We start from the raw sequence: 20,359 nt of genomic DNA, 5'->3' as shown, positions 1-20,359 counted from the left end.
CGAGCGCAGCGAGCGCCTCTAGCTCAATTGGCAGAGCAGCTGACTCTTAATCAGCGGGTTCGGGGTTCAAGTCCCCGGGGGCGTACGACAGAAAGGCCCGGCACTCATGTGCCGGGCCTTTCGCGTATCCGGGCCGAGCTTCGGCCGATCCCCGAAAGGCGTCCTCGATGGCTCAGGATCCTCCCGTCCCCTCCGCCGATCTGGAGTTCGCGCTTGCGCTCGCGGATCTCGCGGACGGCGTCTCGCTCCCCCGCTTCCGCGCCGCCGATCTGACGGTCGAGACGAAGCCGGATCGCACCTTCGTCACGGACGCGGATCGCGCCGTGGAGGCCGCGATCCGGGAGCGGATCGCGGCGGAGCGGCCGAGGGACGGCTTCTTCGGCGAGGAGTCGGGACGTGAGGATCGCGGATCGCGGCGCTGGATCGTCGACCCGATCGACGGCACCTCGAACTTCCTCCGCGGCGTGCCGAACTGGGCGACGCTGATCGCGCTGGAGGTGGACGGCGTGCCGACGGTGGGCGTCGTGTCGGCTCCCGCCTTCGGCGCGCGCTGGTGGGCGGAGCTGGGCGGGGGCGCCTGGGGCCGCCGCGAAGGCGAGGAGGCCCGCCCGCTGCGCGTCTCCGGGGTGCAGCGGCTCGAGGACGCCTCGCTGAGTTTCCAGAGCATCGAGCAGTGGGATCTCGCCGGCTACCTGCAGCCGCTCATCGCACTCAGCCGCGCGGTGTGGCGCGACCGCGCCTACGGCGACATGTGGTCGTACATGCTGCTCGCCGAGGGCCTCGTCGACATCGTCGCCGAGTTCGACGTGAAGCCCTACGATCTGGCCGCGCTCGTGCCGATCGTGCGCGAGGCGGGGGGTCGCTTCACCGACATCGATGGCGCGGAGAGCGCCTGGAACGGCAGTTCGCTCGCCACGAACGGAGCGCTGCACGAGGCCGTGCGCGAGACGATCGCCGCGGCGCGGGAGGCCTGAGATGACGCATCAGGGAACGGAACCGCTGCGCCGCAGCGCGAGCCTCACGGTGGTGGCGGCCGCCTTCGCGGCGGATGCGGCGCTCGTCGTGCTCTTCGCGGGGCTGGGACGCAGCGAGCACTCCCGCGCGGCGACGCTGGCGGGCCTGGTGGAGACGGCCTGGCCGTTCCTGGCGGGCCTCGCGATCGCGTGGATCGCCGCGCTGGCCTGGCGCGCCCCGCTCGCGGTCGTGCGCGCCGGCATCCCCGTCTGGATCGGTGCCGTCGCACTCGGCATGCTGCTGCGGGCGCTCACGGGAGCGGGCACCGCGCTCCCCTTCGTGATCGTCGCGACGCTCACGCTCGGTGTCTTCCTGCTCGGCTGGCGGACGCTCGTCGCGCTGGTCTCGCGGCTGCGCTCCGCGAAGCGCTGAGCTGCGGCGGTCCGGCGTACACGGCAGGACGCGCCCTCGGCGCGCACGGTGTTCACGAGCCGGCGCCCGACGCTCGGCGCCCGCCCCGCCTCCGCACAGCCGCGCCCGCGGCCCCGAGGGGACCGCGGGCGCATCCGGCGAGCGGCGCGGCTCAGCTCGCGAGCTTGCCGAGCATCTGCGCGGCGCGGTTGGAGAAGCCCCACTCGTTGTCGTACCAGGCGACGACCTTGACGTAGCGGCCACCGGCCTGCGTGAGGTCGGAGTCGAAGATCGAGGAGTACGGGTTGCCGATGATGTCGGAGGAGACGAGCGGATCCTCGGAGTACTGCATCACCCCGGCGAGCGGGCCGTCCGCCGCCGCGCGGTAGGCGGCGAGGACCTCGTCGAGGGTGACGTCGCGCGAGACGGTCGCGTTGAGCTCGACGATGGAGCCGACGGGCACGGGCACGCGGATCGAGGTGCCCTCCAGCTTGCCGTCGAGCTGCGGGAGCACGAGGCCGATGGCCTTGGCCGCTCCGGTGGTGGTGGGCACGATGTTGAGGGCGGCGGCGCGGGCGCGGCGCGGATCCTTGTGCGGGCCGTCGATCAGGTTCTGGTCCTGGGTGTAGGCGTGCACGGTGGTCATGAAGCCGTGCTCGATGCCGGCGAGCTTGTCGAGCACGTCGGCGAGCGGCGCGAAGGCGTTCGTGGTGCAGGAGGCGTTGGACACGATGACGTGCTGCTCGGGATCGTAGAGCTCGTCATTGACGCCGTAGACGACGGTGAGGTCGGCACCGGTGGCCGGGGCGCTGATGAGCACGCGCCGCGCGCCGGCCTCGACGTGCTTGCGCGCGTCCTCGGCCTTGGTGAATCGGCCGGTCGATTCGAGCACCACGTCGACGCCGAGCTCGCCCCAGGGCAGCTCGGCGGGGTCGGCGGATGCGAAGACCTTGATACGGCGATCGTCGACGCGCAGCTCGCCGTCGGCGAAGGAGATGTCGCGGTCGAGGCGGCCGTAGACGCTGTCCCACTCGAGCAGGTGGGCAAGGGTGGCGCCGTCGGTGAGGTCGTTGATGGCCACGACCTCGAGATCGCTGTCCTGGGCGAGCAGGGCGCGGAGCACGCCGCGTCCGATGCGTCCGAAGCCGTTGATTGCTACACGATCGGTCATGGGTTCTGGTTCCCTTTCAGAGGCGGTTCGGCTGGTCTGTCACTCCAGCCTGACGCACGCGCTTCCGAGATGCCAGTGGCTCAAATGCCATAGTTCGAACGAATAGCGCCAATCTGCTCTTCGGGGCCTCACGCCTCGGAGAAGGTGCGGCGATACTCCGTCGGCGTGGTCCCGAGCACGCGGCGGAAATAGCGCCGCAGATTCGTCGCGGTGCCGAGCCCGGTCGACGAGGCGATCTCATCCACCGCGAGATCCGTCTCCTCCAGCAACTCCCGCGCGCGGTCCACCCGCGCACGCATGATCCACTGCATCGGCGTGTACCCGGTCTCGTCGCGGAAGCGACGCGAGAGCGTGCGCGGCGAGACCGCGGCGTGCTCCGCGAGCCGCTCGATGGTGATCGGCTCGCCGAGGTGCCGGAGCGCCCACTCGCGCGTCCGGGTGAAGCGCTCGCCGTGCGACTCGGGCACGCTCTGCGGCACGTACTGAGCCTGCCCGCCGCTGCGGTAGGGGGCCGCGACGAGCCGCCGCGCGGCGTGGTTCGCAACCGCCATGCCGGCTTCCTTGCGGAGGATGTGCAGGCACAGGTCGATGCCGGAGGCGGCGCCGGCGGAGGTCAGCACGGAACCCTCGTCGACGAAGAGCACGCGCTCATCCACCCGGATCGCGGGATAGCGCTCGGCGAGCGCGCGGACGTAGTGCCAGTGCGTGGTCGCCCGGCGGCCGTCGAGCAGCCCCGTCTCGGCGAGGGCGAAGGCTCCGGTCGAGATCGCCGCGAGCCGGGCGCCCCGCGCGTGCGCGCGGCGCAGGGCGTCGGTCAGCTCCGCCGGCGCCCGCTCTCGATCCGGGTTGCGGTAGCCGGGGACGAAGACGAGATCCGCGTCCTCGATGGCTTCGAGGCCGTGCTCGACGCGGTACGAGAGCCCGTCACCGCCCGCGATGGGGCCCGGCCGCACCCCGCACACCGACACCGAGTAGGGCATGCTGGCGCGCGTGGTGAACACCTGCGCCGGGATCCCCACGTCGAGGGGCTTCGCCCCCTCCAGCACCACGACTGCGACCCGCCTCATGCTGCACGATCCTAGTGCCCCGCAGCTGCTCCACCGCGCGCCGCCCGCTACAGCTCCGGGTGCCGCGCGTGGTGATCCGTCGCTCCCTGGAACGCGGCGGCGAGGCGCACGAGCCTGGCCTCCGTGCAGCCGGCGCCCACGAGCTGACCGGCGACCGGCAGCCCCTCCCGCTCGGTGAATCCGATGGGGAAGGTGATCGTGGGCACCTGGCTCATCGTGAACGGGACGGTATAGCGGTGCACCTCCGCGAGCTGCTGCGCCCCCATCCGGACCGTGTCGGCGGCCGGCGGGGCCTCGTAGGGCAGGCCCGGGATGAGGAGCGCGTCGACCCCGGAGAGCAACCGCGCGACGCGGCCCTTGAAGGTCTCGCGACGCTGCAGCACCTCCTGGTAGCCGATCCCGCTCGTCCCGCGCCCGATGGAGATGAGCTCGTGCAGCGCGCTGCCGTAGCTCGGCTCGTGACGGTCGAACCAGGCGCCGTGGGCGGCCGCCGTCTGCACGCCGCACACCACGAACCAGTCCTCGTTGATCTGCTCGGGATCGGGGAAGCGAACGGGAACGAACTCGGCGCCGAGCCCCTCGAACACGTCCATCGCGCGCAGCAGGCTCACTCGCACGGTCTCCGAGACGTCGCCGAGCGCCCAGTCCGCATCGAAGCCGATCCGCATCCCGCTGAGATCTCCGGAGCTGCGCGCGCCGTAGGCGTCGACGGGTGCGGAGAGGGACGTCGGATCCAGCGGATCGTAGCCGGCGATGGCCTCGAGCATGATCCCCGTGTCACGGGCCGAGCGGGCGATGGGTCCGACGTGGTCGAGGGTGGCGGCGAGCTCGAAGACGCCGTAGCGGCTGCAGCGGCCCCAGGTGGGCTTGAGGCCGGTCACGCCGTTCGCGGCGGAGGGCATGCGGATCGAGCCCCCGGTGTCCGAGCCGAGGGTCGCGAAGGCGAGGCCGCCCGCCGCTGCGGAGGCGCTCCCGCTCGATGACACGCCGACCCAGCGGTCGAGCCCCCAGGGGTTGCGCGGCGCGACGAACGGCGCAGTGTGCTCACCGTAGACGCCCTCCGTGGTGTGCACCCGTCCGACGATCACCGCCCCCGCTTCGCGCAGCCGCCGCACGACCGTCGCGGTCTCGGCGGCGACCGCGCCGATGCGGCTCGGCATGCCGACCTCCAGCGGCTGGCCGGCGTCCGCGTAGATGTCCTTGACCGCGATCGGGACGCCGTGCAGCGGTCCCCGCCACTCCCCCGCAGCGAGCTCCTCGTCGAGTCGCGCTGCGGTGGCACGGGCGGCCTCGGCGTCCACGTGGGCATAGGCCCCGAGCACGGGATCGACGGCGTCGATGCGCGCGAGCAGCGACGCCGTCAGTTCGGCCGAGCTGAGCTCCCGCCGCACGATCCTCCGCGACACCGTCTCGATCGAGTCGTAGTGCAGCATCTCGTCAACCATGGTTTCTCCCCCCGGGTCAGGCCGCGACCGGCACGGGCGCGACCGCGTAGAAGCGGCCGCGCGTGGCCGCCGTCAGTGTGACGTGAATGATCGGGCCGATGAGCATGGCCGCGAATGAAGCGTAGTAGACGGGGTACACCCCGAAGAGCCCGAGCGCACCGACGAGCACGGCGACGGCCATGGCGATCATGCCGCAGGGGTTCCACTGCCGCACCTCGTGGTCCTCGTACTCGATGCGGTCGGTGGAGGCGAAGCGGAGCAGGCGCCGGCACACGAAGTAGTCCGCGAGGAGGATGAAGATCCACGTGTTCGTCATGATCCCGGTGACGGCGAGGAAGGTGTCCGTGTACTGCAGCACATTGACCGGGTAGAGCAGGATCCCGAGCACGAGCAGCCCGACCATCCAGTGGGTGCGCCGGATGGGGCGCTTCGCGAAGGCGTCCCAGGTGTTCGCGAAGGCCAGCGATCCGGAGTACAGGTTCATGACGTTGATGCGGATCTGAGTGATGATCGTGAAGACGACCCCGAGGAAGCCCATGACGAGCGCGAAGACGAAGCCCGGGTCCGTCGCCCACAGCTGCGGGTTCTCCTGGCTCAGCGTCGGGTAGAGCGTGAAGGCGAGCAGCGATCCGAGGATCATGACGACGGCGATCATGACGAGCTCCCCGAACATGATCGCCGCGGTGCCGCGATAGCCGATCTGCGGCCGGGAGAACCTGCCGTAGTCGGTGGCGAGGAGCGCCTGGAAGACGATCTGGCCGTTCGCGAGCGAGAACGCCTGCGCCATGACGGTCGGATCCCCCGGTGACAGCGACTCCCACTGGCCGGGGCCCACGAGCGCGTGCCCATCGGCGAGCATGAGCATACCGACGATGAAGAGCCCGATGAAGATCGGCATGCCGAAGCGCTGCAGGATGTTCATGGAGTGCATGCCCCGCCACGCGAAGAAGAGCGCAGCGGCTCCCACCAGCGCGAAGATGACGCTCGCCACGGCGGATCCCTGTCCGATGCCGAAGTACTGACTGAGCGCGTGCGAGACGATGCTGCCCTCGAAGATGAAGTAGAAGATGTAGTTGATCCCGTAGACGAAGGATGCGACCGCGGATCCCTTGGCGCCGAAGCCGAGCCCCCGCGTGAGGAGCACGAGGCTGAGCCCCTCCTTCGAGGCGATCCGCATGATGAGCGCGCCCAGGATCGTGGAGACCACGACGAGGTAGCCGATCGGGAGCAGCATGCCCGGCCACCCGACGAGGAAGCCGATCTGCCCGCCGAGGGTGAACCAGAACATCGCGGTGACGTTGCCGGTGAGGATCAGCAGGATCGCGAACGCCGGCCACCGCTGCGCATGCGGCACGCGGCTCGTCGCGTAGCTCTCCATCTGATCGTCCAGCGAGGTCGCCGGGCTCCTGAACGCGTCCCTCAGTGACATGGTGAGGCTCCTTTGCCGTCGGTGTTGGGGGGAGGTGCGGAGCGGCCTGCTGGCAGGCCGCTCCGCCGCTGGATCACGCGGCCTGGGCGTAGATCCGCCGGTACAGTTCCTCGATCTCGCCGCGGCTCGGCACGCGCGGATTGTTCGCGGGCGAGCCGGAGGCGAGCGCCTGCTCGGCCATGGTGCGGAGCGCGGCTTCCCAGTCGTCTGGCGCGATCCCGAAGTCCGCGGGCGCCGGGACGGCGAGCTCGGCGCGCAGGCGGTGGAGCTCGGTGACGAGTGCTCTCGCCGCCTCGGCGTCGGCGTCCTGCTCCCCTGCGACGCCGAGTGCCCGCGCGCAGTCCGCGTAGCGGGCGTCCGCCGCCCCGAGCGAGAACTCGGTGACCGCGGCGAAGAGCATCGCGTTGGCCATGCCGTGGGCGATGCGGAAGCGCGCCCCGAGCGGGCGGCTCATGCCGTGCACGAGAGCGACCGAGGAGTTGGAGAATGCGATCCCGGCGAGGGTGGCGGCCTCCATCATCGACTCGCGGGCCCCGGCGTCGCCGCCGTCCGCGTATGCGCGCCGCAGGCTGCCGCCGATCTGCCGGATCGCCTGCAGGGCGAGGGCGTCGGAGAAGCCGGAGGCGCGGCTGCTCACATAGGCTTCGACGGCGTGGGTGAGCGCGTCGAGGCCGGTGTCGGCGGTGAGGCGCGGGGGCATGCTGAGCGTCAGCTCGTAGTCGACGATCGCGGCCGAGGGGAGGTAGGCGGGTCCGCCGCACAGCATCTTCTCCCCGGAGGCCGAATCGGTGATGACGGTGAACTGCGTCGCCTCGGAGCCGGTGCCCGCGGTGGTGGGGATCGCGATGACGGGCAGGGCGGCTCCGTCGTACTGCACGGGCGCCTTGAGCTCGCGCATGGCGCCGCCGCGCACCGCGAGCACCGCGAGCGCCTTGGCGCTGTCGATGGCGCTGCCGCCCCCGAGGCCGACGACCACGTCGGCGTCGTGGTCTGCGACGGCGCGGATGCCCGCTTCGAGGGACGCCGTGGTGGGATCCGGAACGGTCTCGTCGAAGACGGTGGCGGGCACCCCGGCGGCGTCGAGCGCCCGCGCGATGTCGGCGGCGACGCCGGTGCCCGACAGGAAGGCGTCGGTGACGATGACGGCGCGCGAGGCGCGCAGTCCGCGCACGGTGTCGGGCAGTTCGGCGAGGGCGCCTCCGCCGATGCGCAGGACTGGGGGGACTGAGATGCGATGCACCATTGCGCGACTGACTCCTCGTCGATGGCCTGGTCTGCGTGGACGAACGCGACACCCCGAGTCTGGCCTGACAATGTTGCGGAATCAACGGCTATCTGCGCAGACTTAACTGCACAATTGCAGTTACACGGAAGGAGCTCCATGCTTGAGCACATCGGGGTGTTCCTGGAGCTCGCGCGCGCCGGCTCGCTCCGCGGCGCAGCGTCGCGGCTGGGCCTCGACGAGACGACCGTCTCCCGGCGCCTGACCCGCCTGGAGGAATCGCTGGGCGTGCGGCTCATGGATCGCGGCCGCGAGCGGTGGCGGCTGACCGAGGCGGGACGGCGGCTGCTGCCGCACGCGGAGGCCATCGACTCGGAGGTCGTCGCCGCCACGCAGGAGGTCGTTCCGGGCTCCGGGGAGCTGTCGGGCGCGCTGCGCGTGGTGACCTCGGACGGCTTCGGCGCCTATGTGCTGATGCCCCAGCTGCAGGAGTTCCATGAACGTCACCCCGCCCTGCGGATCGAGGTGTCGACCTCGACCACCCACGCCGCGGCGACCGAGCGTGACTTCGATGTCGCGATCACGCTGGAGCGCCCCTCCTCGCGTTTCGCCGAGGTGCGCGCCCTGACCGACTACGAGCTGAAGTTCTACGCGACGCAGGAGTACCTGGACACGCACGGCACTCCCGGGAGCGCGGCGGAGCTGCGCCGAGATCACACGCTCATCTGGTATGTGGACGCGCTGCTCGACGTCGAGCAGCTGCGCCTCCTGGACATCGTGGTGCCGCACGCCACCGCGATGATCCAGACCAACAACATCGCCGGCCACCTCGAGGCGGCGCGGGCGGGTCTCGGCGTCGCCCTCCTGCCCACGTACATCGGGGAGCGGGCGGCGGAGCTGCGGCCCGTGCTCCACGATCAGCTGTCCGCACGTCGCCGCTACTGGGTCGCGGTGCCGCGGGCCACCCTGCTCCTCGCCCGCGTGACGGCCTTCTGCTCAGCGCTGGACGCGATCGTGTCGCGTCACCCGCAGCTGCTGCCGGTCGCCGGCTCGCGCGCGCCCGGCTCGCGCCGCGCCGCGAGCGGGCCGGGCCGGCAGCTGCGGCAGGGCGAGCCTCGCTGAGCCGCAGCGACCGGCAAGCGAGCCCGACCGGGCCTGCCCGCCTTGCTCCTCGACGGACTCACCCGCCCCGGTGAGCTCGCCCGCCTGTTTCCGCGGAGCTCATCGGTTTCCGCCGAGTCCGCGCACTTCTGCCGCGGCCCAGCGTGCGGACTCACCGGGAGCACGCGGACTCGCCAGACAGCCGCACACCATGCGCTGCGTCCTTCCGAGACGCAGCGCTACGATGGGGAGCATGTCCGTTCCTGGCGCGCATCATCTTCCGGACGGCTCCGCCGAGCAGCAGCGGGAGAGCGTTCCTCCCGGCTTCTACTCCTATGCCGATGTGCGAGCGCAGCTGCGGTGGTGGAACGGGAGCACCTGGGAGGACCGCTGGCAGCAGGTACCTGCGCCGGGGCATCGCTTCACGTGGGGCACGGGGAACGGCCGTGCCCAGGTGATCGGCGGCAGCGTCGTCGCCGGCTTCATGGGTGTGCTGTTGCTGCTCGGCCTTCTGCGCCTGTTCGCCATCGAGACCGCAGTGGACGTCCTGATCGCTGGGCTCGGGGTCGTCGCACCGCTGCTGATGCTGGGGGTGGCGGTGGTCGTGATCGTCAATGGCAACGTCGCGCTCCAGCGCAAGCGCGACCGGGAACGCGTCGGGTCCTTCTGAGCTGATGCCCGGCAGCCCGGACATTCCGAAGACTCGTGCGGTGGGACGGTGGAGCGGACGACCTTTCTCGTTCCCACAGCGTGCAATGCGAATGCGTACGTGGAGCCGCGGGGAATCGAACCCCGCCCGGCCGCTCGAAGCGAAGGCCCAGTGGGCCTTCGCGCGGCCACGGCGCTGGCGCCGCCCCGGCGCCAGTTCGAGGGGTCACGGAGATTCCCCGCACCACGGAACACCACGAGAGAGACCGCCCCGAGGGGCGGCCTCTCTCGTTCCCACAGCGTGCGATGCAAATGCGTACGTGGAGCCGCGGGGAATCGAACCCCGGTCCACTTCGACGATTCCGTGCCTTCTACGAGCGTAGTTCGTGCAAGCGTTCTGCTCGGCCCCGTTCATTGTCACGAACACCTTGAACGACAGGCCCAGCCTCAGTGAAAGTCCCGGCGCGCCCTGAGACACGACGCGCCAGCAAGCCTCCTAGATGACGCCAGGAAACCGGGGCGGAGGCCCACCCGACCTGACGGACTCGGTCTCGTGCTTAGGCAGCGAGAGCGAAGTCGGTGCGCTTAGCGTTGGCACCTATGGTTTGCGAAGGGCGTTTACGAGATAACTCCGCGTCCTCGGCCCGCTTCTCACAGTCTCAAATCGACGTGTCGAAACCGATCGGCCCCTGAGCACCCTGGGGTGCGCGCACCCGCGGGTGCGGTCTGGGGCATTCGCATCACACGCTGTGGAATTGTCACTCCGGGCGAGCCCGGCGCTCCAGAATACCACCACGGAGCCCCGAAGCCAAGGACCCGCCCTCCGCGCCTCCCCCGCCGAGAGGGGAAAAATGCAGGCCCCGAAGAGGTCGAAGGATACGCTTTTCCCCTCTCGCCGGCGGTGGGATCCGGAAGGATTCACGCGCGGGCCGCGCTCAGGACCCGGCCAGCAGCGCGCGCAGGGTCCCGGGGCGCAGTCCGAGCGCCCATTCGGCGACGTCGGCGACGAAGTGCGCATACGCCTCGTGGGCGATGAGCGAGGGGTTGTTGGCGTAGGCGCCGAAGCCGTCGACCGCGAGGAAGATCCGCACGCACGCCGCCTCGGGGTCCTCCGCCGCGAACGCCCCGGCGGCGCAGCCCTCGGCGATGAGCGCGGTGAGCCGCTCGCGATCCAGCCGCTCCTGCTCCTGCACGGCCTCCGCGAGCGCGGGGGTGAAGCGCGCGAGGTGCTTGGCGTTGAGCCAGAGGCGCGAGAGCTCTTCGCCATCGCGCTCCACGAGCCGCACGAAGGCGGCGAGGCGTGCGAGCGGCCCGCCCGCCGCCGCGTGGAGTTGCTCGCGCTCCCGCGAGGCGGCGAGCTGGAAGGCGGCGATCACGAGCTCCTCCGCCGCGGGGAAGTAGTGGGTGATGAGGCCGGGCCGCACGCCCAGCCGCTCGGCGACCGCGCGCAGCGTGATCCGTTCGAGCCCCTCTTCGAGCGCGATCCGGGAGGCGGCCGAGATGATCTCCGCACGCCGCTCCGCGGGCGCCTTGCGCACTCGGGTCGCTCGCTCTGCGGCCACGCGGGGCGCTACTCCCCCAGCCGGTTGCGCGAGCGCATGGCCCGCTCGGCCTCGCGCTTGTCCTGCCGTTCGCGCAGCGTCTGCCGCTTGTCGTATTCCTTCTTGCCCTTGGCGAGCGCGATCTCGACCTTCGCGCGGCCGTCGAGGAAGTAGAGCCGCAGCGGCACGATCGTCATGCCGCCCTCGCGGGTCTTCTGGTAGAGCTTGTCGATCTGCTGGCGGTGCAGCAGCAGCTTCCGCTTCCGGCGGGGGGCGTGGTTCGTCCAGGAACCGTTGAGGTACTCGGGAATGTATGCGGCGTCCAGCCAGGCCTCACCGCGCTCGATGAAGACGTAGCCGTCGACGAGGGATGCGCGGCCCATGCGCAGCGACTTGACCTCGCTCCCGCTGAGCACCATCCCCGCCTCGTAGGTGTCGAGGATGTGGTACTCGTGCCGTGCCTTCTTGTTGGAGGCGATCAGCTTCTCGCCGGTCTCCTTGGGCATGGTCACATCCTCTCTCGGGGTCGGGTTCTGGCGCGAAGAACCAGCTTACACCCGGACGCGCGCTCGCCGGCCCCACCGCTACACCCGCAGGTACCGCCCCTACACCCGCAGGTACCGCCCCTACACCCGCAGGTATCGCGTGATCGCGATCTTCGCGGCCAGCGCCGAGAGCAGCACCCCCACCAGGATCAGGACCGGCGGGACGACGAGGGATTGCTCGACGGTGATATAGCTCGTGAAGGGCACCTCGCGCGCGAGGAAGCCCTGCACGAAGAACCGCACGATCGCCACCGAGGCGACGCTCGCCAGCACCGCCCCGACGAGCGCGGCGATGATTCCCTCCAGGATGAACGGCGTCTGGATGAAACGGTTCGAGGCGCCGACGAGGCGCATGATGCCGATCTCCCGCCGTCGGGAGAAGGCGGAGAGCCGGATCGTGGTGGAGATGAGGAGCATCGCCGCGACGAGCATGAGACCCGCGATCGCGATCGCCGTGTAACTCGCGACGCCGAGGAAGAGGAAGATGCGGTCGAGCAGGCTGCGCTGATCCGAGACGCTCTGCACGCCGGGGATGCCGGAGAAGGTCTCGGTGATGATGTCGGAGCGCGAGGGATCGTTGAGCTTCACCCAGAAGGTCTGATTGAGCTGCTCGGGCTTCGTGATGTCGACGATGGGGTTGCCTTCGAACTGCTGGGTGAACTCCTCGTAGGCCTGGTCGTGGGAGACGAAGAAGAAGTCGTCCACATAGGGGGCGAGCGTGTCGGACTGCAGCGCCGCCTCGACCGCGGCGATCTCGTCCTCGCCGGCGTCCTGACCCGAGCAGGTCGCGCTCTGGTCGAAGTCGGTGCAGAGGTAGATGGCGACCTGTGCGCGGTCGTACCAGAAGGTCTTCATCTGCTGGATCTGCAGCTGCATGATGATGGCCGCGCCGACGAAGCTCAGCGACACGAAAGTCACCAGCACCACCGAGATGACCACCGAGAGATTGCGGCGCAGGCCGTTCCAGACCTCGCCGAGCACCAGCCCCGCCCTCATCGCACCGGCCCCACATCCGTCTGATCGTCGTCCTTGCGGCGCAGTCCGAGGTGCTCGGCAAGGCTGCCGGTCTCGGACATGCGCACGGGGTCCAGAGGCCGGTCGGGGTCGAGGAAGGCGGGGATCCGCCGGTCCTGCGGTCCGCCGGGTCGCACCGTCTCGTCGTCGATGTCTGCGGCCTCGTCGCCGAAGGGCCGGGGCTCCTCGAAGACCGAGGCCTCGTGCTGCGGCTCCGTCTCGGGCGGCACGATCTGGGCGACGCGATCCTGCAGCGCGGCGAGCACCTCATCGGCGCCGGCGGGCTCGGACGCCGCGGGGGCCGAGGCGGCGGGGCCGTGCGCCTCCGCGGCGGTCGCCGCCTCGACGGTCTCTGCGGGTTCCGTCTCGGCGGTGTCGGCGGGCGAGAGCGCGGCGCGCACGACCGCCTCCGTGGTGCGGAGGACCTGGACGCCCTCGGCGGAGAGATCCGCCACGGGGATCGAGGCGGTCTCGCCGTAGCCGCCCCCGACCTCGTCGCGCACCACGACGCCCTGGGAGAGCTCGACCACGCGCTGCTGCATGATGTCCACGAATGCTGCCTCGTGGGTGGCCATGACGACGGTCGTGCCCGAGGCGTTGATCGCGCGGAGCAGCTGCATGATCCCGAGGCTCGTCGCGGGGTCGAGGTTGCCGGTGGGCTCGTCGGCGAGCAGGATCGCCGGCTTGTTCACGATGGCGCGGGCGATGGCGACGCGCTGCTGCTCACCGCCGGAGAGCTCGTGCGGGAAGCGCTTCGACTTGCCGGCGAGGCCGACCATCTCGAGCGTGTCCGGCACGGCCTCCTGGATGAAGCCGCGCGACTTGCCGATGACCTGCAGCGAGAACGCCACATTGTCGTAGACCGTCTTGTTGGTGAGGAGGCGGAAGTCCTGGAACACGGTTCCGAGGTTGCGGCGGAAGTAGGGGACCTTGCGCGAGGAGATCTTGCTGAGGTCCTGGCCGAGCACGTGGATCCTGCCGGCGCTCGGCTGATCCTCGCGCAGGATGAGCCGCAGGCAGCTGGACTTCCCCGATCCCGAGGCGCCGACGATGAAGACGAACTCGCCGCGATCGACCGAGAGGTCGATGCCGTCGAGCGCGGGCTTCGCCGTGCCCCGGTACTTTTTGGTGACGTTCTCGAAGAGGATCATGACGCATCGACCTTACGCCCTGTGCGCGGTCCCCCTCCCCAGGCGCGCGGTCCGCGCCCGCCATTTCTGAGGGAAGTCGCAGCTTCACCTGCGGGGGCGGGGATCACTCCGGGGCGGGTCGTGGTCAGGCGAGGCGGATCGTGGTCAGGCGTCCTTGTTCAGCGAACGCCAGCGGATCCCCGCCGCGATGAAGCCGTCGAGTTCGCCGTTGAAGACCGCGTCCGGCTGCGAGGACTCGTGGCCCGTGCGCAGATCCTTCACGAGCTGCTGCCCGTAGAGGAAGTAGGAGCGGATCTGATCGCCCCAGCTCGCCGTGATCGATCCGGCCAGCTCCTTCTTCTTCGCGGCCTCCTGCTCCTTCTGCAGCAGCAGCAGCCGGGTCTGCAGCAGGCGCATGGCCGCGGCGCGGTTCTGGATCTGCGACTTCTCGTTCTGCATGGAGATGACGATCCCCGTGGGCAGGTGGGTGATGCGCACCGCCGAGTCCGTCGTGTTGACCGACTGGCCACCGGGGCCGCTGGAGCGGAACACGTCGACGCGGATGTCGTTCTCGGGGATGTCGACCTCGGTGGCCTCCTCGAGCAGCGGGATCACCTCGACGCCGGCGAAGCTCGTCTGGCGCTTGTCCGCGGAGCCGAAGGGGCTGATGCGCGCGAGGCGGTGGGTGCCGGCCTCGACCGAGAGCGTGCCGAAGGCGTAGGGCGCGTCCACCTCGAAGGTGGCCGACTTGATGCCGGCGCCCTCGGCGTAGGAGGTGTCGAGCACCTTCGTCGCGTAACCGTGCTGCTCGGCCCAGCGCAGGTACATGCGCAGCAGCATCTCGGCGAAGTCCGTGGCGTCGTCTCCGCCGGCGCCCGAGCGGATGGTGACCACCGCGGCGCGCTCGTCGTACTCGCCGGAGAGCATGGTCTGCACCTCGAGCTCCTGGACGACCGCCTCGATGGCGGCGAGTTCCTCGGCGGCTTCCGCCGCGGAGTCCGCGTCCTCGGCCTCCTGCGCCAGCTCGACCAGCACCTCCAGGTCGTCGATGCGCTGCTCGACCCCCCGCAGGCGCTTGACGCGCGCCTGGCGATGCGAGAGCCCGCTCGTCACCTGCTGGGCCGCCGCCGGATCGTCCCACAGATCGGGCGCTGCGGCCTGCTGCTCGAGCTCTGCGATCTCACGATCGAGCTTCCCGAGATCGGTGACCGCGGCGATGTCGGCGTAGGTGGCTCGGATGGCGCGGATGCGGGCGGCGAAGTCGATGTCGAGCATGATCCCCCAGCTTAGCGGCTCGGCGGCTCACACGACCGCGGCCTCGCGCTCCGGCACCGGTGCCGCGGAGGGCTCGGCCTCCCAGGCTTCGGCCAGCCGGGACACGGCGTCGACGAGCTGCCGCTCCGGCAGGCTGAACGGCAGCCGCACGAAGCGCTCGAACACCCCGGGGCTCCCGAATCGCGGTCCGGGTACGAGCCGCACCCCCCGCCGCGCGCTCTCACGGCTCAGCGAGCTGCTGCGGTGCGCGCCGAGATCGACCCAGACACTCGCACCGCCGCGGGCGGGCGAGGGCCGCCAGCCCGGCAGCGCCGCCCGCAGCTGCTCCGTCAGCGCGCGGTGGCGGGCGGTCAGCGCCCGGGCGCGGGCGGCGAGCACCTGCTCGTACTGCTCCAGGGCGAGCGTCGCGAGCACCTGCTCCCAGCTTCCCGTGCCCAGATCGCCGATGCGGCGGGCGACCTCCAGGCGGGCGATCAGCTCGGGGCTCGCCCGGATCCACCCGATGCGCAGGCCGCCCCACACGGTCTTGCCGAGCGAGCCGACGGTGAGGATCGCGTCCTGCTGGTGGGCGCGCTCGGCCGATGCGGCGAAGGGCAGCACGGACCGCGGCTCCCCCAGCGCGAGCTCCGCGGTCGTCTCGTCGGCGATGACGTGGCTGCCGCGCGCGCTGAGCTCCGCGATCAGCGCGGCGCGCAGCTCGGGCGGCATGCTGAGCCCGCTCGGATTGTGGTGGTCGGGGATGAGATAGGCGAGGCGGGGCGAGGTGCGCGCGACGGTGTCGAGCATGGACGCCGGGTCGTAGCCCTGGTGGCCCACGGGCAGCTCCGCGACGAGCGCGCCGGTGGCGGCGAGCGCCTCGCGGGCGTGCGGGTAGCTGGGCGATTCGATGAGGCTGCGATCCCCCCGGCTGAGCAGTGTCCGGGCGATGAGGAAGATCGCGTGCTGTGCGCCGAGCGTGATCATGATCTGCCCGGGGGACGTGGGGAGACCGCGGCGCGTGTAGCGCTCCGCGACCGCGGTTCGCAGGGCCGGGAGGCCGAGGGTGTCGTAGCCCGGCAGCAGGAAGGCGTCGGGGTGCTCGCTCATGGCCCGGGCGGCGATGCCACTCAGTCCCTCCCACGGCTCCGGGCAGGCCGTCGACAGGTCGATCTCGACGGCGCCCGCCTCCGCGCCGGCGGCCTCGGACAGGCTCCGCGGGGATCGCACCACGGTGCCCGAGCCCTGCCGTGAGAGCGCCAGGCCGTGCTCGCGCAGCCGACGGTAGCAGGCCGCGATGGTGGTGCGGCTGACGCCGAGGGCCTCGGCGAGGGCGCGCTCGGGGGGCAGCGCCGTGCCGGGGGCGATCGCGCCGTCGCGGAGGAGGAGTTCGATGCTCTCGCTGAGCTCCAGGTAGCCGTGACCGGTGCCGCGCCAGTTGCCGAGCAGGCCGAGCAGCTTGGCGGCGGAGAGTCGGTGCGCGATCATCAGGCCAGTCTAGGCGATTGGCATCTTGCAGAGCAGTCCAATATGCAGTGGACTGCTCCTGTGACCCTCCGCATCCTCCGCCTCATCCCCGGCCTCATCCTCTACGGCGTCGCCGACGCCTTCATGATCCGCGCCGCCATCGGCGTCGACCCGTGGACGGTCTTCGCACAGGGCGTCTCCCTCCACAGCGGCTTCGGGATCGGGATCCTCACCAACGTCATCGGACTCCTCGTGCTGCTGCTCTGGATCCCGCTGCGCCAGCGGCCCGGCATCGGCACGATCCTCAACATCCTGCTCGTGGGCCCCGGCATCGAGCTCGGACTGTGGCTGCTGCCCGTCCCCGTCACGCTGTGGGCGCGGATCGCGTTCTTCGCCGTCGGGCTCGTGCTGCTCGCCGTCGCGAGCGGCATCTACATCGGCGCGCACCTCGGCCCCGGGCCGCGCGACGGGCTCATGACCGGCATCCACCGCCGCTTCGGCACGCCCATCTGGGTCGGGCGCACCGCGGTCGAGGTGACGGTGCTCGCGATCGGCTGGGTGCTCGGCGGCAACGTGGGCGTCGGCACCGTCGCCTTCGCGCTGCTCATCGGCCCGCTGTGCTCCGTCACCCTGCCGCCCTTCGACCCCGAGCACCGGCGGCGGCGCGCCCGCGAACGGGCGGCCGCCGCCGAGCCGGCCGGGGCGGCCTACTCGGCGGGAACCTTGTTGTAGCCGGTGACCGGCTGGTTCTCGTCGAAGGCCGCCACCTTGCGGGTGAAACCGCGGGTCAGGAACAGCAGGTAGACGAGGCCGAGAGCAAGCCACACCAGACCGCCCACGAGGGCGTCCGCGTGCAGGTTCGCCCACAGGATGCCCGTGAGCACCATGCCGATGCCGGGCATCACGATGTAGGAGAAGATGTCGCGCGGGGTGCGGCGGCGGCCCTTGCGCACCGCGAACCACGCGATCACCGACACGTTCACCGCGGTGAAGGCGATCAGCGCACCGAAGTTGATGAACGCCGCGATCATCTCGAGCGTGAAGGCGATCGCGAACATGCACACGACGCCCGTCAGCACGATGTTGAAGGTCGGGGTGTGCGTCTTCGGATTGACGTAGCCGAAGAAGCGGCGCGGCAGCACATTGTTGCGGCCCATCACGAGCAGCATGCGCGACACCGAGGCGTGCGAGGCGAGGCCCGAGGCGAGCGTCGCGCAGAAGCCCGCGGCCGTGAGGATCGCCTGCAGCGCCGGGCCGCCCACGAACTGGCCGATCAGCGGCAGCGTGCTGTCCTCCACGAACTGCATGTCGCCGCCAGGCGCGAAGACGTTCCAGTCCGGGAAGCGCAGCTGGGTGAAGTAGGCGGCGACGAGGAAGATCCCGCCGCCCAGGATCACCGTGAGCAGGATCGCGCGCGGCATGATCTTCGGGCTCTTCGCCTCCTCCACGTACATGGTGACGGCGTCGAAGCCGATGAACGAGAAGCACACGATCGTGGCGCCCATCAGCACCGCGCCCATGGTCACGCCGTCGTGCAGGAAGGGCTGCACCGAGCCGACCGTGCCCACGCCCTCGCCGCCGGCGAGCTGCACCCACACCATCACCACGAACACCGCCATCACGACGATCGAGATGACGAGCAGGATCATGTTGACGTTCGAGGTGCCGCGCATCGTCAGGTAGATGATCCCCGTCGTCAGCACGCAGTAGAGCACGACCCAGATCCAGCCGGGCACCCCCGGGAACACGGCCTCCAGGTAGCTCCGGATGATGAGGCAGTTCACCATCGGCAGCAGCATGTAGTCGATGAGCGAGGTCCAGCCGACCATGAATCCGACATTGGGGTGGATCGACTCGCGCACGTAGGTGTAGGCGGATCCGGCGCTCGGGATCGCACCCGACATCTTCCCGTAGCTCACCGCCGTGAAGATCATGACGATCAGCGCCACCAGATACGCGAGCGGCACCACGTTGTTCGTGTCGCGCGCGACCATGCCGAAGGTGTCGAAGATGACCGTCGGGGTCATGTACCCGAGCCCGAGGCCCACGATGGCCCACAGGCCGAGGTTGCGCTTGAGTGTGCCGCCGCGCTTCGCCGCGGGCACGAACGTCTTCGTCATGCGATCTCCAAGACTTCCGGAGTCGCCCGCGCTGCTGCGCCGCGGCGGCTCTCCCCAGTGCGGCTCCTCTGCCGCCAGGGGACCATCATTCTCCCCTCGCACACGCAGCGCAAAGAGCGGGCGCCCCCGCCGCAGAATCTGCGGCGAGGGCACCCGGGCAGGCGGCGACGGCCGAAGCTATGCCCTCGAAAGCCGCTTCTGCTTGTTGATGTTGATGACCTGGACGACGATCACGAGCAGCAGCGCGCCGAAGAACACGATCGAGGCGAGCACGTTCGCCTGAGCCGGAACGCCCTTCAGCGCCGACACGTAGATGAACTTCGGGAAGGTCGTGGCCGTGCCAGAGTTGAAGTTCGTGATGATGAAGTCGTCGAAGGACAGGGCGAAGCTCAGCAGCGCCGCGCCGATGATGCCAGGCATGAGCATCGGCAGCGTGATCCGCCAGAACACCTGGGCCGGGGAGCCGTAGAGATCCCGCCCCGCCTCCTCGATCGAGGGATCGAGCGAGGCGACGCGCGCCTTCACCGCCACCACGACGTAGGAGATGCAGAACATGGTGTGCGCGAGGATGATCGTCCCGATCCCCTTCTCGACGCCGAGCAGCAGGAACTGCGCCGCGAGGCCGGCGCCCAGCACCACCTCGGGGGTCGCCATCGGCGTGAACAGCAGCAGGCTGACCGTCGAGCGCCCCTTGAAGTGGAAGCGCACGAGCGCGATCGCGATCATGGTGCCCAGCGTCGTCGCGACCACCGTCGCGACCACCCCGACCAGGATGCTGTTGCCGAAGGCCTGGCACACCTGAGGCGCGCCGCACGGATTCTGCCAGTTCTGCAGCGAGAAGCCGTTCCAGGTGATGTTGTTGCGGCCCCGCTTCTCGTTGAAGGAGAACAGGATCACGTGCGCGATGGGCAGCAGCAGGTAGATCAGCGTGATGCCGGCGACGACGGGCACGAGGAGCTTGCCGAGGCTGAACTTGTTCACAGCAGATCCTCCGCCCCGCTCTTGCGCACATAGGTGGCGACCACGACCAGGATGACCGCCATCAGGATGATCGAGAGCACGGCCGCCATCGGGTAGTTCTGCGTCTGCAGGAAGTTCGACTCGATCACATTGCCGATCATCGCCGTGCCCGTGCCGCCCAGGAACTCCCGGGAGGCGTTCACGTAGTCACCCGACATCGGAATGAAGCTCAGCAGCGTCCCCGACACCACCCCCGGCATCGACAGCGGCAGCGTCACCCTCCGGAACACCGTCACCGGGGACCCGTAGAGATCCGAACCCGCCTCCACGAGCCGCAGATCGAGCGCCTGCAGCGAGGCGAACATCGGCAGCACCATGAACGGGATGAAGTTGTAGATCAGGCCGAAGACCACCGAGAAGTGCGTGCCGATCAGCTCGTCCGGAAGGATCGACTTCCAGGCGAGGGTACGCAGCAGGAAGCTGATGAAGAACGGCGCGACCACGAGGATCAGCAGGATGCCCTGCAGCATCGGCCGGTGACGCACCTTCACGCCGATCAGGTAAGCCAGCGGGTAGCTGATCAGCAGGCCGACGATGGTCGCGATGATCGCGTACACGAAGGACCGCAGCAGCTGCGGCCAGTACTCCTGCACGCCCGCCCAGTAGTTCGAGAACTGGGCGGCCGCCACGTACTGCCCGATCCCGGCCCCCTCCGCAGGCGCCTGCAGCGAGGTCAGGATCAGCTGCACGAACGGCGCCACGAAGAAGAGCAGCATGTAGGCGATGCCGGGAGCGAGGAGCACCAGGGCGATGAGGCCCTTCTTAGCGGGCTTCTGCTCGACGAGCTGCGTGCTCGCGGAAAACGCGGTGAATGCCATGTGCG

General features: G+C 70.1%; 19 protein-coding genes, 2 tRNA genes and 1 other RNA gene. 6 read left to right on the top strand and 16 right to left on the bottom strand.

Annotated features, from left to right (window positions below; translation table 11 throughout):
• The first annotated feature begins 12 nt into the window (after positions 1 to 12).
• From B4915_RS07395 to B4915_RS07380, 3 genes are all read left to right on the top strand, one after another.
• Positions 13 to 85 (top strand) — tRNA-Lys (locus B4915_RS07395).
• 82 nt (positions 86 to 167) lie between these two features.
• A complete protein-coding gene (locus B4915_RS07385) occupies positions 168 to 974 on the top strand; it encodes an inositol monophosphatase family protein (RefSeq protein ID WP_105805178.1) in 807 nt (268 codons plus the stop codon).
• A gap of 1 nt (position 975) precedes the next feature.
• Positions 976 to 1,386 (top strand): DUF3054 domain-containing protein, encoded by a 411-nt coding sequence (locus B4915_RS07380; RefSeq protein ID WP_105805177.1) that lies wholly within the window; start codon positions 976 to 978, stop codon positions 1,384 to 1,386.
• Between the two features lie 151 nt (positions 1,387 to 1,537).
• Here the strand turns inward: B4915_RS07380 and gap are convergent, their stop codons facing one another.
• The 5 genes from gap to B4915_RS07355 all read right to left on the bottom strand — a co-directional run bounded on the left by gap (position 1,538) and on the right by B4915_RS07355 (position 7,720).
• Complete coding sequence (gene gap, locus B4915_RS07375; RefSeq protein ID WP_105805176.1) at positions 1,538 to 2,536, bottom strand: type I glyceraldehyde-3-phosphate dehydrogenase; 999 nt, start codon at positions 2,534 to 2,536, stop codon at positions 1,538 to 1,540.
• A 128-nt stretch (positions 2,537 to 2,664) separates the two neighbouring features.
• Complete coding sequence (locus tag B4915_RS07370) at positions 2,665 to 3,603, bottom strand: GlxA family transcriptional regulator (RefSeq protein ID WP_105805175.1); 939 nt, start codon at positions 3,601 to 3,603, stop codon at positions 2,665 to 2,667.
• 47 nt (positions 3,604 to 3,650) lie between these two features.
• On the bottom strand, positions 3,651 to 5,048 hold the full coding sequence (locus B4915_RS07365; RefSeq protein ID WP_219845097.1) for an amidase: 1,398 nt from the start codon (positions 5,046 to 5,048) through the stop codon (positions 3,651 to 3,653).
• 16 nt (positions 5,049 to 5,064) lie between these two features.
• On the bottom strand, positions 5,065 to 6,477 hold the full coding sequence (locus B4915_RS07360) for a purine-cytosine permease family protein (RefSeq protein ID WP_105805174.1): 1,413 nt from the start codon (positions 6,475 to 6,477) through the stop codon (positions 5,065 to 5,067).
• A gap of 73 nt (positions 6,478 to 6,550) precedes the next feature.
• Entirely contained in the window at positions 6,551 to 7,720 is a 1,170-nt protein-coding gene (locus B4915_RS07355) for an iron-containing alcohol dehydrogenase (RefSeq protein ID WP_105805173.1), read from the bottom strand.
• A 138-nt stretch (positions 7,721 to 7,858) separates the two neighbouring features.
• Between B4915_RS07355 and B4915_RS07350 the strand changes: the two genes are divergently transcribed.
• Together B4915_RS07350 and B4915_RS07345 are read left to right on the top strand one after the other, a co-directional pair.
• Positions 7,859 to 8,821 carry a LysR family transcriptional regulator gene (locus B4915_RS07350; RefSeq protein WP_105805172.1) on the top strand — a complete coding sequence of 321 codons (963 nt, stop codon included), beginning with the start codon at positions 7,859 to 7,861 and terminating at the stop codon, positions 8,819 to 8,821.
• Between the two features lie 232 nt (positions 8,822 to 9,053).
• The gene (locus B4915_RS07345; RefSeq protein WP_105805171.1) at positions 9,054 to 9,470 is read left to right on the top strand and encodes a cation diffusion facilitator family transporter; all 417 of its coding nucleotides are present in this window, start codon (positions 9,054 to 9,056) and stop codon (positions 9,468 to 9,470) included.
• A 100-nt stretch (positions 9,471 to 9,570) separates the two neighbouring features.
• Here the strand turns inward: B4915_RS07345 and B4915_RS14665 are convergent.
• The 8 genes from B4915_RS14665 to yczR form a co-directional block, all read right to left on the bottom strand.
• Positions 9,571 to 9,649 (bottom strand) — tRNA-Ser (locus tag B4915_RS14665).
• 117 nt (positions 9,650 to 9,766) lie between these two features.
• Positions 9,767 to 10,138, bottom strand: a transfer-messenger RNA (tmRNA) gene (ssrA, locus tag B4915_RS07340).
• 245 nt (positions 10,139 to 10,383) lie between these two features.
• A complete protein-coding gene (locus B4915_RS07335; RefSeq protein WP_105805170.1) occupies positions 10,384 to 11,010 on the bottom strand; it encodes a TetR/AcrR family transcriptional regulator in 627 nt (208 codons plus the stop codon).
• A gap of 8 nt (positions 11,011 to 11,018) precedes the next feature.
• Positions 11,019 to 11,495: an SsrA-binding protein SmpB gene (smpB, locus tag B4915_RS07330; protein ID WP_105805169.1), complete on the bottom strand. Its 477-nt coding sequence runs from the start codon at positions 11,493 to 11,495 to the stop codon at positions 11,019 to 11,021.
• Between the two features lie 120 nt (positions 11,496 to 11,615).
• On the bottom strand, positions 11,616 to 12,530 hold the full coding sequence (gene ftsX / locus B4915_RS07325) for a permease-like cell division protein FtsX (protein WP_105805168.1): 915 nt from the start codon (positions 12,528 to 12,530) through the stop codon (positions 11,616 to 11,618).
• Complete coding sequence (gene ftsE, locus B4915_RS07320; RefSeq protein WP_105805167.1) at positions 12,527 to 13,699, bottom strand: cell division ATP-binding protein FtsE; 1,173 nt, start codon at positions 13,697 to 13,699, stop codon at positions 12,527 to 12,529. The genes ftsX and ftsE overlap by 4 nt, the downstream gene beginning before the upstream one ends.
• 144 nt (positions 13,700 to 13,843) lie before the next feature.
• Positions 13,844 to 14,953 (bottom strand): peptide chain release factor 2, encoded by a 1,110-nt coding sequence (gene prfB, locus B4915_RS07315; protein WP_105805166.1) that lies wholly within the window; start codon positions 14,951 to 14,953, stop codon positions 13,844 to 13,846.
• Between the two features lie 27 nt (positions 14,954 to 14,980).
• Complete coding sequence (gene yczR, locus B4915_RS07310; RefSeq protein WP_105805165.1) at positions 14,981 to 16,417, bottom strand: MocR-like transcription factor YczR; 1,437 nt, start codon at positions 16,415 to 16,417, stop codon at positions 14,981 to 14,983.
• A gap of 60 nt (positions 16,418 to 16,477) precedes the next feature.
• Between yczR and yczE the strand changes: the two genes are divergently transcribed.
• On the top strand, positions 16,478 to 17,128 hold the full coding sequence (gene yczE / locus B4915_RS07305) for a membrane protein YczE (protein WP_181158490.1): 651 nt from the start codon (positions 16,478 to 16,480) through the stop codon (positions 17,126 to 17,128).
• On the opposite strand, the gene B4915_RS07300 is transcribed toward yczE, so the two are convergent.
• From B4915_RS07300 to B4915_RS07290, 3 genes are all read right to left on the bottom strand, one after another.
• Entirely contained in the window at positions 17,104 to 18,516 is a 1,413-nt protein-coding gene (locus tag B4915_RS07300; RefSeq protein WP_181158489.1) for an APC family permease, read from the bottom strand. The two genes, yczE and B4915_RS07300, sit on opposite strands and share 25 nt — an antisense overlap.
• A 177-nt stretch (positions 18,517 to 18,693) precedes the next feature.
• Positions 18,694 to 19,497: an ABC transporter permease gene (locus B4915_RS07295; protein ID WP_105805164.1), complete on the bottom strand. Its 804-nt coding sequence runs from the start codon at positions 19,495 to 19,497 to the stop codon at positions 18,694 to 18,696.
• Positions 19,494 to 20,354, bottom strand: coding sequence for an ABC transporter permease (locus B4915_RS07290; protein ID WP_105805163.1), 861 nt, complete (start codon positions 20,352 to 20,354; stop codon positions 19,494 to 19,496). Before B4915_RS07290 ends, B4915_RS07295 begins: the two co-directional genes overlap by 4 nt.
• Between the last annotated feature and the right edge of the window lie 5 nt (positions 20,355 to 20,359).

The organism is Leucobacter massiliensis (assembly GCF_002982315.1).
Lineage (GTDB): Bacteria > Actinomycetota > Actinomycetes > Actinomycetales > Microbacteriaceae > Leucobacter > Leucobacter massiliensis.
Note: the sequence above shows the minus strand (reverse complement) of the source record. Positions and strands in the feature narration are given on the sequence as shown.